At 67.6% G+C, this 12,243-nt stretch carries 8 protein-coding genes; 5 read left to right on the top strand and 3 right to left on the bottom strand.

The features are described from left to right. Positions 1-7: 7 nt before the first annotated feature. Both nudC and ILP86_RS06730 read left to right on the top strand, forming a co-directional pair. Complete coding sequence (gene nudC, locus ILP86_RS06725; protein WP_061016601.1) at positions 8-889, top strand: NAD(+) diphosphatase; 882 nt, start codon at positions 8-10, stop codon at positions 887-889. Further along, on the top strand, positions 886-2,607 hold the full coding sequence (locus ILP86_RS06730) for an ATP-dependent helicase (RefSeq protein ID WP_046749546.1): 1,722 nt from the start codon (positions 886-888) through the stop codon (positions 2,605-2,607). The genes nudC and ILP86_RS06730 overlap by 4 nt, the downstream gene beginning before the upstream one ends. A gap of 834 nt (positions 2,608-3,441) precedes the next feature. Here ILP86_RS06730 and ILP86_RS06735 read toward each other — a convergent pair. Further along, complete coding sequence (locus tag ILP86_RS06735) at positions 3,442-4,851, bottom strand: zinc-dependent metalloprotease (RefSeq protein ID WP_193761656.1); 1,410 nt, start codon at positions 4,849-4,851, stop codon at positions 3,442-3,444. Positions 4,852-4,969: 118 nt separating this feature from the next. On the opposite strand from ILP86_RS06735, the gene ILP86_RS06740 reads away from it, so the two are divergent. From ILP86_RS06740 to ILP86_RS06750, 3 genes are all read left to right on the top strand, one after another. Further along, on the top strand, positions 4,970-6,061 hold the full coding sequence (locus tag ILP86_RS06740; RefSeq protein ID WP_082108744.1) for a PDZ domain-containing protein: 1,092 nt from the start codon (positions 4,970-4,972) through the stop codon (positions 6,059-6,061). Positions 6,062-6,147: 86 nt separating this feature from the next. Beyond that, entirely contained in the window at positions 6,148-9,054 is a 2,907-nt protein-coding gene (locus tag ILP86_RS06745) for a UPF0182 family protein (protein WP_046749543.1), read from the top strand. Between the two features lies 1 nt (position 9,055). Continuing rightward, the gene (locus ILP86_RS06750) at positions 9,056-9,400 is read left to right on the top strand and encodes a heat-shock protein HtpX (protein WP_193762003.1); all 345 of its coding nucleotides are present in this window, start codon (positions 9,056-9,058) and stop codon (positions 9,398-9,400) included. 647 nt (positions 9,401-10,047) lie between these two features. Here ILP86_RS06750 and ILP86_RS06755 read toward each other — a convergent pair. Together ILP86_RS06755 and ILP86_RS06760 are read right to left on the bottom strand one after the other, a co-directional pair. Next, a complete protein-coding gene (locus ILP86_RS06755; protein ID WP_061015794.1) occupies positions 10,048-11,142 on the bottom strand; it encodes an acyl-CoA desaturase in 1,095 nt (364 codons plus the stop codon). A gap of 25 nt (positions 11,143-11,167) precedes the next feature. Further along, a complete protein-coding gene (locus tag ILP86_RS06760) occupies positions 11,168-11,599 on the bottom strand; it encodes a hypothetical protein (protein ID WP_227750925.1) in 432 nt (143 codons plus the stop codon). Positions 11,600-12,243: the final 644 nt, after the last annotated feature.

Genomic DNA, 12,243 nt, shown 5'->3' on the forward strand with positions numbered 1-12,243 from the left:
GGAGTCGATGACCATTCAGCGCCCGTCCCTCGACCGTGCGGCCGAACTCCGCGAAGAACCGGATGTGCTCGCCCGTCTCCGCGACGACCCGGCGACGCGCGTCATCGTGGTCCGTGAAGGTCGTGTCAGAGTCGTCGACTCCGCACTCGTGCGCGTCGCACCCGATGCCGTCGTGGAGGCGAGCTGGGCGCTTCTGGGGCGCGATCTCGACGGCACCCTGCTGCTCCTCGCGGCCGCCCCGCCGGAGAACGATGCTCTCGACACGGCGCCGGACGAGATCTGGCTGGGACTGCGCGATCTGGGTGGTCGCATCGACGGCCAGGAATCCGAGCTGCTCATCAGCGCGATCGCGCTTGCCGGCTGGCTTCAGGACGCGGCGTTCTGCCCCACGTGCGGAGGGGAGACCGAGCTCCGACAGGCGGGCTGGTCCCGGCGCTGTCTCGTCTGCGGACGGCAGCACTTCCCCCGCACCGACCCCGCCGTGATCGTCGCCGTCGAGAGCAGGGACGGCCAGCGCCTGCTGCTGGGCGCCAACGCGAACTGGGGCGGGCGGATGTTCTCCTGTTTCGCGGGGTTCACGGAAGCGGGGGAGTCCCTCGAATCCACCGCCTACCGTGAGATCGAGGAGGAGTCGGGTGTGCGTCTGTCCGCCCTCCGATACGTCTCCTCGCAGCCCTGGCCGTTCCCGCGGTCGCTCATGGTCGGCTTCCGCGCCGTCGTCGACGACGAGACGACCGCGCGCGCCGACGGCGAGGAGATCATCGAGGTCCGCTGGTTCACACGTGCCGAGATCGGATCCGCGCTCGCCGGAGACGGACCGGTCGGGCTTCCAGGACCGGCATCGATCGCTCGGGCGCTGATCGTCGACTGGTACGAGGACAAGGCGTGAGCGCACTCGATGCCCTCGATGAGCGGCAGCGGGCGGCGGCATCCGTGCTGCGAGGTCCCGTCGTCGTGCTCGCGGGAGCCGGAACAGGCAAGACCAGGGTGATCACCCACCGCATCGCCCACGGTGTCGACACGGGGGCCTACTCGCCGTCGCGTGTGATGGCCGTGACCTTCACGGCGAAGGCTGCGGGGGAGCTCCGCGGACGGCTGCGCGCGCTCGGCGTCGAGGGCGTCGCCGCTCGCACCTTCCACGCGACGGCACTCGCGCAGCTGAACTTCTTCTGGCCCACTCTGGCCGGCTCGCCCGCGCCGTCGATCATCGACAACAAGGTGCGGATGCTCGGGCAGGCTGCCGATGCGATCCGCCTCCGGCCCAGCACCGCGACGCTGCGGGACATCGCCTCGGAGATCGAGTGGCGCAAGGTCTCGATGCTCTCGATCGACCAGTACGCCGCGCTGGGTCGGCCGGTCTCCGGGGTCGACGCGACGCAGCTGGTCGAGCTGATGCGCGGGTACGAGGCGCTCAAGGACGACCGCCGTCAGCTCGACTTCGAAGACGTGCTCCTGGCCTGTGCCGGCATGCTCGAGGCCGAGCCGCGCGTGGCCGCGTCCGTCCATGAGCAGTACCGTCACTTCACGGTCGACGAGTTCCAGGACGTGTCTCCGTTGCAGAACCGTCTGCTCGAGCTGTGGCTCGGGGACCGGCACGACATCTGCGTCGTGGGTGACGCCAGCCAGACGATCTACTCGTTCGCCGGGGCCGAGCAGCGGTTCCTCCTCGAGTTCGAGCGCCGTCACCCCGACGCCACGGTGGTGCGACTGGAGACCAACTACCGCTCGCAGCCGCCGATCCTCACCGCGGCGAATGCGCTGATGCGGGGTCGTCCCGGCGCGCTCGAACTCGTACCGGCGCGCGAGCAGTTCACTGCGGACGCACCCACGATCACCGCGTACGACACCGAGGGCGAGGAGGCTGCGGGGATCGCCGCCGGCATCTCCGCCCGTATCGAAGCCGGCACCTCTCCCGACGAGATCGCAGTGCTCTATCGCGCTCATGCCCAGTCCGCCGTGCTGCAGCAGGCGCTCGCCGCCGAGGGCATCGCGACCACGGTCCTCGGGGGGACGAGGTTCTTCTCGATGCCGGAGGTCCGCCAGGCGATCCTCGCCCTTCGCGCTGCGGCCGTCGCCCCGACCGAGCAGGGTTTCCTCGCCGGAGTGGAGCGCGTGCTCCGCGAGCTCGGACTCACGGAACAGCCGCCCGCTGCCGGAGGAGCGCAACGGGACGGGTGGGAGGCCCGGCGAGCGATTCTGCGGCTCGCGGAAGAAGCCGGTCCCGACTCGGACCTGCGCAGTTTCAGCGACGCCCTGATGGCGCGGGCGAAGGATCAGCACGAGCCGACGATGCGCACGGTCACCCTGTCGACTCTGCACGCGGCCAAGGGCCTGGAGTGGCCGCACGTCTACCTGGCCGGGTGGGCGGAGGGGTCGCTGCCCATCTCCTACGCGACGACGTTCGAGGCCGTCGACGAGGAGCGCCGCCTGGCGTACGTCGGTGTCACGCGCGCCGCGCGGACGCTGGCGCTGTCATGGTCGAGATCGGCGGGTCGGGGAGAGCGCGCACCGTCTCGGTTCCTCGCCGAGATGGGAACCACGGGCCGCGGCACCGGCATTCTTCGTGAAACGTCACCGAACGCCACGCGAGCGAGCCGCCAGCGCTGACCCGCACCGTGCGTCCGATGGCCGTGGCGTCGTCGGCGAGAAGCACAGCCGCGAGTCGCCCGGCCTCGGCGACCTGCGCAGCCCTGATCGGACCGGAGTCTCGGCCGATCATCTGTGCGTGCAGCAGCGGCCAGGCCGGCTCGAGGTCTCGGGCATGGGCGTCGCGACATGCGAGGCACGCCGATGCGCCGGGAACCACGAGCGGCCCGACGGTGACCCTGCCCGGCTCGAACGACACGGGCAGGTGCGCGGTGTCCTCGCGCAGAAAGCGGGCGAACTGCAGCGCGGCGGTCGCTCCGTTCACGAGCACGACACCGACACCGGGTCGCCGACCGATCTCGACCAGGGTGATTCCTTCGTCCGTCAGCGCTTCCCGCATGCGATACTCGCCGCGGCCGTCCGAGAGGCCGATGCTCTCCACCCAGGCCGATCGGGCGGGCGCGGGGTCGTCGACCAGGAGCGCGTCGAGTCGAGCGAGAAGCATCCGTGCCGCCTCCCGCGGTGCGCCGGCCGCATGGGCGATCACGTCGAAGGAGCCGCGGCGGAACCCGGAGCGCAGCCGGCTGAGCAACCGCTCCACCCAGGGCTCCGCGGCGTCGAAGCGGGGACCGTCATCGTCGCCGAGCTGGAGCGTGCGCTCATCTCGCCAGAGCAGCGGAGAGCCCGGGTCCAGGCGGGTGAGGAGCGGAGGAGTCAACGGCATCTCTCCGATTGTGGAGAGGAACCGGGCGGTGCGGGGCCGTCTGCGGGCATCGGTGGAGAACTCCTCCGTATCCGCCAGACGGGGGAGGACGGGTGCGGTCGAGGGAGCTCCCTCGGCCGCACCCGTCGTGCTCAGACCGGTCGGTCGCCCTCCGGCGCTGCGTCGTCGTCTCCGTCCGAATCCGCGGAGTTCTGGTCCGCGGGCCTGTCCTGCGAGAAGTCGTCGCCGTCGAGCAGGCGGGCCAGTGCTTCATCGAACTCGTCGGCGACGGGCTGCTCGCCGCGCTCTGCGGCCTGGAGGCGAGCCACGAGCCCGCCCGGGTCGTCGATGTCTTCGGCGGTCGGCATGAGGTCCGGGTAGTCCCACAGCGAGTCGCGGCCGCTGATGCCGACAGCATCCGTCACCGCCTGCCACATCGCGGATGCCTCGCGCATCCGACGGGGGCGGAGCTTGAGCCCGACCAGCGCGCCGAGCGCGTCCTCGGCCGGTCCGCCCACGGCACGACGGCGTCGAGCGGCCTCCGCGATACGGGCGCCGTCCGGCAGACGGGAGGTCGCCTCGGCGGTCACCACGTCCACCCAGCCGTCGATCGTCGCGATGAGGTTCTCGAGACGGGTCAGGGCTTCGCGCTGCGCCTCGCTCTGCACGGGGAGGAGCGCGCCGCCCTCGATGGCCGCGCGAAGCTCTTCGGGATCGGAGGGGTCGAGGCGACTGGCCACGTCTTCCAGAGCGTCGACGTCCACGGTGACTCCCCGTGCGAAGTCGGTGATCTGCGCCATCACGTGCAGGTGCAGCCACTTCGCGTGCCGGTAGAGCCGCGCGTAGGCGAGTTCGCGGGTGGCGAGGTACAGCGCGATCTGGTCTTCCGGGATCTCGAGCCCCTCCCCGAACGCCGTGAGGTTCTGCGGGATGATGGCCGCGGTCCCCGCAGGGAGCACGGGGATTCCCACGTCGCCACCGGAGACGACCTCGAGCGAGAGGTTTCCCAGAACCTGCCCGAACTGCGCGGCGAACACCGAGCCGCCCAGGCCCCGCATGAGCTTCCCCGCTCCCTGCACGACGCCGCGCATGTCCTCGGGCACCTGCGTGTCCAACGCCGAGGTCAGGGCGTCGGCGATGCTCGTCGACACCGGGTCGGCGATCTCCTTCCACACCGGGAGCGTCTTCTCGACCCACTCGCCCCTGGTCATCGCCGTCGGAGCCTCGGAGAGCTCGGAGATCGTCGTCGCCTCGCCGAGCCACAGGTTCGCGAGCGCGAAGGAATCGGCGAGCGAGGTGCGGGAACCGTCGGTCACTCCCTGCCCGTCGCGATTGGCGATGAACAGGGCCTGGCGCAGGGCGTTCTCCCACGGATCACCGCCGAAGGCGCCCTGGAGCTGCGACATGATGGTCTGCATCATCGCCGGGTCGAGGGTGAATCCGTCCATCCCCTCGAACGCGCCCCTGAGCGCTTCGGGGTCGATGTCCCCGCCGCCCTGGTTCGAGAGCATCTTCCGCAGGAACTCCTGGAAGTCCTCGGGTGTCGGGTCGTTGTCTGCCATGTCACTCGCCCTCTCAGCAGTTCTGTTGCCGTGGCATCTACGCTAGTCACAGGTTTCTGCGCGCGAACCCGATGCGGGCAGATCGGTGTACGCCGCTCGCGAACGACGGAGGAATGCAGTGGATCGAACGCGGTCTGGGAAGCTCGGACTCGGAGTCTGGGCGCTGATCGTCGCGCTCCTCGCGCTGGTCCTGCTCACCTTCCTTCCGTCGCCCTATGTGATCCAGCGGCCGGGGCCGGTGTACGACACGCTCGGCACCGCGAAGGGCGCGGACGGCGAGCAGGTGCCGCTCATCAGCGTCGAAGGCGCGGAGACGTTCGAGACCGCCGGCACCCTCGATCTGACCACGGTGCAGGTCGTCGGCAACCGTGAGCGGACTCCGAGCTGGTTCGAGCTCGCTCTGGCCTGGATGGACTCGTCGAAGGCGGTCGTCCCGCTCGATTCCGTGTTCCCCCAGGGCGTGACCACCGAACAGCGCGATGAGCGCAACGCCACACTGATGGTCGACTCCCAGCACGAGGCGACGGCGGCAGCGCTGAACGAGCTCGGCTATGACACCGGCGCGCAGGTCGTGGTGGTCGATGCCGTCGCGGACTCGCCGGCCGACGGCGTCCTGGAAGCCGACGACGTGATCACCGCGATCGACGGCACGGCCCTCACCTCGGCCACCCAGCTGAGAGAGGCGATCCAGGCGGCGGGAGGAGCCCCGGTGCAGCTCACCGTGGTGCGCGACGGCGCCGAGCAGACCGTCGAGGTCACCCCGGAGGAGCACACCGAGGGGGACAAGACCGCCTGGCTCATCGGCATCACCCTCCGCACCGACTACGACTTCGAGATCGACGTGACGATCCAGCTCGACAACGTCGGCGGGCCGAGCGCCGGGATGATGTTCGCACTCGGCATCATCGACACGCTCACCGAGGGCGAACTCAACGGCGGCAAGGACATCGCCGGTACCGGAACGATCGACGCGGCCGGCACCGTCGGCCCGATCGGCGGCATCCGGCAGAAGCTCTACGGCGCCAGAGATGCCGGAGCGGAGTACTTCCTCGCGCCGGCCGACAACTGCGACGAGGTCGTGGGTCATGTGCCCGACGGGCTTCAGGTGATCCGCACCGCGACCCTCGACGAGTCGCTGGCCGCCCTGCAGGTGATCGCCGACGACGGAGACGTCGCTGCGCTCCCGACGTGCGACGTCGCCGACCGGTGAGCGCGGAAGCTGCTGCGACCACGCCGTGACCGCCCCGTGACCGGGATGACAGCCTGCGCACAGTGAGCGATGCCTAGGATGGAGGGGTGACCTCCTCGCCCTCAGCTCCGAATCCGGCCACGCCTCGAACGTCCCGACGTATCCTCGGCATCTCACTGGTGATCATCGCCGCACTGATCGCGGTCTTCTTCGTGTTCGCCTCCCTCTACACGGAATTCCTCTGGTTCGACCAGGTGGGCTTCACCGGCGTCCTCACGACGCAGTGGATCGCCACGGCGGTGATGTTCGTGGTCGGCTTCCTCGGGATGGCCGTGCCGCTGTTCGTCGTCATCCAGCTCGCCTACCGGCTCCGTCCCGTGTACGTCCGGCTCAGTTCGCAGCTGGATCGCTACCAGGAGGTCATCGAACCGCTCCGTCGCCTGGCGATGTGGGGCATGCCGATCTTCTTCGGTCTCTTCGCCGGTTTCGCTGCCGCCGGGCAGTGGAAGACGGTCTGGCTCTGGGCCAACGGTGTGGCGACGTCCGACGTCGACCCCCAGTTCGGCATCGACACCGGCTTCTACATGTTCGCGATGCCGTTCTACTCGATCCTGCTCGCGTTCGTCTCCGCGGTGCTCCTGCTCTCGCTGCTGGTGACCGCGCTGGTGTCGTACCTGTACGGCTCTGTGCGCATCGGCCAGGGCGAGCTGCGCATCTCGAAGCCCGCCCGCATCCAGCTCGCGGTGATCGCCGGCCTCTACCTGCTCGTGCAGGCCGCCAGCCTCTGGCTCGACCAGTACAAGACCCTCGTCGAGCCCGACGACCGCATCACCGGTGCGGCCTACACGGGCGTCAACGCGACGATCCCCGGTCTCGCGATCCTCGCCATCATCGCCGCCGTCGTGGCGATACTCTTCTTCGTCACCGCCGTCATCGGGCGCTGGCGCTTCCCGCTGGCGGCGACCGCCCTGCTGATCGTGGCATCGCTCGTCGTGGGCATCGGTTACCCCTGGGTCGTCACCACGTTCCAGGTGAAGCCGAACCAGAACGCCTACCAGGCCGAGTACTACCAGCGGAACATCGACGGCACCAAGGAGGCGTACGGGGTGGCAGACCTCGAGACCACGCCGTTCGCCGCCAAGACGGACGCCGAGGCCGGCCAGCTGCGCGCAGACGCCGAGACCACCGCTTCGACGCGCATCATGGACCCGAAGGTGATCCCGCCGACGGTGCGTCAGCTCGAGCAGTACCGCGGCTATTACCAGTTCCAGACCACGATGGACGTGGACCGCTACGAGATCGACGGCAAGATGCAGGACACCGTGGTGTCTGTGCGCGACCTCGACATGTCGGGCCTCGGCGACGGCGACAACTGGAACAACCGTGTCGCGGTGTACACGCACGGCTACGGTCTCGTGGCCGCCGCGGGCAACCAGCGCACCACCGACGGCGAGCCCGTGTTCCTCGAGCGCGGCATCCCGACCTCGGGCTTCCTGTCCGACCGCGAGAACTTCGAACCGCGTGTGTACTTCGGCGAGAACTCGCCCGAGTACTCGATCGTCGGCGCCCCCAAGGGCTCCGAGCCCGCGGAGATCGACTACCCGCGCGGCAAGGACGGCTCGAGCGAGACGAAGACCACGTTCGAGGGCGACGGCGGTCCGAAGATCGGCGACACCTTCACGAAGCTGCTCTACGCGCTGAAGTTCCAGTCCGAGCAGATCCTGTTCTCGAACCTCGTCAACGAGGACTCGCAGATCCTCTACGACCGCGACCCCAAGACGCGCGTCCAGAAGGTCGCGCCGTACCTCGAGCTCGACAGCGACCCGTACCCGAGCGTGGTGGACGGCCGTATCGTCTGGATCGTCGACGGCTACACGACCAGCCAGACCTACCCGTACTCGACGAGCGTGAGCCTGTCGGACGCGATCGCCGACTCCAACATCCCGTCGCCGACGCTCGCCATCGACGACATCAACTACATCCGCAACTCGGTCAAGGCGACCGTGGACGCGTATGACGGTTCGGTGACGCTGTACGCGTGGGACGACGAGGACCCGGTGCTGAAGACCTGGCAGAAGGTCTACCCGTCGACGCTGAAGCCGATCAGCGAGATGTCCGGTGAGCTCATGAGTCACGTGCGCTACCCGACCGACCTGTTCAAGGTGCAGCGCGACATCCTCGGCGTCTACCACGTCGACAAGGCCGGATCGTTCGCTCAGCAGGACAACCGCTGGCAGACGCCGAACGATCCGCGCAGCGAGTCGATGTTGCAGCCGCCGTACTACCTGACCATGCAGATGCCGGGTCAGGACGCCCCGAGATTCTCGATGTTCTCCACGTTCATCCCGAACTCGCAGGGCGCGGGAGGAAGCCGTGACGTGCTCATGGGCTACCTCGCGGTGGATTCCGATGCGGGGTCGGAGAAGGGCGTGAAGGCGGACGGCTACGGCCAGCTGCGCATGCTCGAGATCGACACCGACACCACGGTCCCCGGTCCCGGCCAGGTGCAGAACACGTACAACTCCGACACGTCGGTGGTCCCCCAGCTCAACCTGCTCCAGCAGGGGGAGTCGGAGGTCATCTACGGAAACCTGTTGACGCTGCCCGTCGGTGGCGGTCTGCTCTACGTGCAGCCCGTCTATGTACAGTCGTCCGAGGGAACCCAGCTGCCGCGACTGCAGAAGGTGCTCGTGGCGTTCGGTGATCGCGTCGCGTTCGAGAACACGCTCACGGAAGCGCTCGACACGCTGTTCGGCGGTGATTCCGGTGCGACCGGCGGTGACGACACGGTGGAGCCGGATCCGAACGCCGAGGTCCCGGACACCGGAGAGGTCCCCACGGAGCCCTCGCAGCCCACGGACGCCCAGGCGGACGCACTGGCGGCCGCTCAGGCGGCCCTGGTCGACCGCGAGACCGCGCTCAAAGCGGGTGACCTCGCGAAGTTCGCCGAGGCCGACGAGCGCCTCACTGCCGCGGTCCAGAAGCTGATCGAGCTGGACTCCGCGGGCAACTGACCTGCGGCAACGATTCGAATGGGCGTCCCTCGGGGCGCCCATTCGTGTCTCGACCCCCGCCGGGTCCATGCCGGCCGATCAGATCAATCCGATCGCGGTGGACGCCATGGCCGAGCTCGGTATCGACATCACGGCGGAGGCGCCGAAGGTGCTCACCACCGAAGCCATCCAGGCGTCGGACGTCGTGATCACGATGGGATGCGGAGATGCCTGCCCCCTCTTCCCAGGGAAGCGCTACGAGGACTGGAAGCGCGATGACCCCGCAGGCCAGGGCATCGAAGCGGTCCGTCCCATCCGCGACGGCATCCGCACCCGGATCGACCGCCTGGTGGCCGAACTCCTCTGACTCGCTGCCCGCTGCCCGCTGCCCGCTGCGGCTGATGCGGTTCAGGATGAACAGAGAAAGCGAAAGGCTCTCTGAACTGGATTTCTCCGAGTCGGAGGGGCTGTCGTTTGTTGCGGGGCCAGGATTTGGACCTGCGACCTCCGGGAGCTAGGCGCCCCTACTACAAAGCTTGTGCTGGTTTGCGCAATCTTTGGCTGACCGGGTCTCTCCGTGGGGTCATCCAATCAGCGCAAATCACCGCGAATCAGGCATTGCGTCCGATTTCTGTCGAGCGAATGTGTCGAGCTTTCGCCCTCGCGCGTCAGCGGCGTCCCCTGGGCCCTCTGCCGGCACTCGCGCCTCGATCACGGAGAACTGCGGGCTATCGAGCAGCCGCCACCCATCAGACACCTCGCCCCAGACATGGCGCTCAGCGTTGGTGATGTCGACAGGTTCCGCATCCGTCGATCTTCTCAGACGCGCGGAACGCGCTTGGCTAGGACCTAACTCATACTGGCGCACGATTCGACTGGAGCTGAACATATCTTCAGTTGTCCGGTGTTCCGGGGATGGCTGGAGCGCACGCACGGCCTGAAATCGATACTTCGCCATTCAAAACCTCCCCGGGAGCGCGAGGCCGCTGTTGTCGATGGCGTCGATGATGTGGTCTACGCGCCGATGGCAGTCCGCGTCTGGATGAGCGGGCAGGTGAAGACGTCGCGTTCTCCTAGTCCGACACGGTTGATGTAGCGGACCACGATTCTGTAGGACGTGAGCAGTCCGACCTGAGCGTACGGCACCCCGTTGTCGTGACAGTACGCGGCGACGATGGGGGCCGCGCGACGCAGATGCGGGCGCGGCATCGAGGGAAAGAGGTGGTGTTCGATCTGATAGTTCAGGCCCCCCATGAGCACGTCTAGGGCACGGCTTCCGTGAACGTTGCGGCTCATCATCACTTGGCGGCGGAGGAAGTCCAGTTTCATGTCGCGCGGCACGATGGGCATGCCCTTGTGGTTCGGCGCGAACGAGATGCCCATGTAGAACCCGAACAACCCCAGCTGGACAGCAAGGAACACGAACGCTATCCCTGGGGAGAGCACCACGAACACCAGCAGCAAGTACCCTCCGATCCGGACTGTCAGGAAGAGGATCTCCGCCCACCGCCGCGGAAGCTTGCCAGCCGAGAGAACGCGCCGAACGCCCGACGCATGCAACGACAGCCCCTCAAGCAGCAGGATCGGAAAGAAGAGCAGGCCTTGATGCCCGCGCAACCATCGCAACACGGGACTGCGGTGCCTCGCCGTAGTCTCCGGCGTGACGGCGATCACGGGCAGTTCGATATCCGGATCAGCATCGAGCTTGTTCGGGTTGGCGTGGTGGCGAGTGTGTTTGTGCTGCCACCACCCGTAGCTCATGCCCACGAGCAGGTCCCCGAGGACGATGCTCACCCAATCGTTCCACTTCCCTGAAGAGAAGATCTGCCGGTGCGCGGCATCATGCCCCAAGAACGCGATCTGAGTGAACACGACCGCCAGTGCCGCCGCGGTGACCAGCTGCCACCACGACTCACCGATCCACACAAACGCTGCGAGGCACGCCGCGACGACCACCGGAGCTGCGATCAGCTTCGTCCAGTAGTACCCATAGCGGCGTCGTAGGAGACCTCGGTCCCGGACTTGCTGTGCGAGATCTGTAAACGGGCTCGCGACCCGTTGCCCCGCGTCCGAACGGTCGCGGGGATACGTGCTGCGGACGGTAGTCATGATGACCTCCAGGCGGATGTGTCCGCTAGCTGCGGGCGGCGCCGCCCTCGCTGATCCAATCATCTGCACGCGCTGAGGTATCGCCATCCGCGTTCGGGGTGCTGGAGGAGAAAGTGACCGACTCCGCCAACGCCGCAACGGCGGCAGCGCGTGCCTGCTCCCGCTCGGATGCATCGTTGAGCCTCGCGGACGCGACCTCGCGCTCGGCGCGAATCGCTGCAGTCATCTCCGACAGGTGTTCGGCGATGACCTGTGCGAGGCCGTCACGGAGCTCTTCCAGGTTCGTGTTGTAAATCTCGAGGCGTCGATCCGAGACGTGCAACTCGACGGTGGGATACCCCTTCGTCGACAAGTAATCGCGGGTGGTGCCGTCATGGATCGCGGTGACTTCGTCGCGATCTGCCTGGCGGGTGAACACCGCTTCCACGGTGTAACGGTCGGGCGCTTCGTCGGTCATCAGCTTCGCCGGCAGAGATCCGACGAGCACCGTCCCCAGCCCGAGTGGGGAATCGTTCTTCAGTTGTGTACTCATTTGCCGACGGTACGCTCTCAAGCTGTACGCGCTCACAGGTACGTTTCTCCGGCCACCCCGAGGTGCCACCTCGAAGGGTCTCGCACCGCAGGCACACGCTACGGTGCGACCCAAGTCCCCTGCAGTAGTTGGAAGGCGTTGATCACGGGGGGTGTAGCGGGGGTATCGCGGGTGTACGGTTCGGACTAGAGCGCGGCCCGAACTTCTGGGGAGTTTGGAGGCGTCGTTCTGGTCGGCGGGGCTCTTACTAGCAGTGCGATGGAGCTCTCCTCGTGAGGGCCCTTCCGCTGTTTGCAAACCCTGTTCTCGCAAGGTGCGTCCGCCGCTCAGGGGACCCCAGACCCGCGACGGGCGCACCGCCTGAGGTCGGCCAGCAGCTATACAACGTTCCGTCGAGTCGCCGTGTCGCGCGTTCACGGAAGCATGTGACTATCTCAGCCAGAATCGTTTGAAGATGACTCTCGCCCTGCACGATGCGTTGGATCGGGAACATCACGGAGTGGAGGAGCCTGCTGATCTCGCTGTGCTGCACTTCGCTGCTGTCCACCCGGACCGTGAGCCGATGGCTG

Origin of the sequence: Microbacterium sp. R1 (genome assembly GCF_015159725.1) — a bacterium.
Lineage (GTDB): Bacteria > Actinomycetota > Actinomycetes > Actinomycetales > Microbacteriaceae > Microbacterium > Microbacterium oxydans.

Excerpts from the sequence above, each read along its gene's own strand:
- nudC (WP_061016601.1), top strand. The coding sequence starts at position 8 with ATGACCATTCAGCGCCCGTCCCTCGACCGTGCGGCCGAACTCCGCGAA.
- ILP86_RS06735 (WP_193761656.1), bottom strand. The coding sequence starts at position 4,851 with ATGGCAGACAACGACCCGACACCCGAGGACTTCCAGGAGTTCCTGCGG.
- ILP86_RS06755 (WP_061015794.1), bottom strand. The coding sequence starts at position 11,142 with ATGACTACCGTCCGCAGCACGTATCCCCGCGACCGTTCGGACGCGGGG.
- ILP86_RS06760 (WP_227750925.1), bottom strand. The coding sequence starts at position 11,599 with ATGACCGACGAAGCGCCCGACCGTTACACCGTGGAAGCGGTGTTCACC.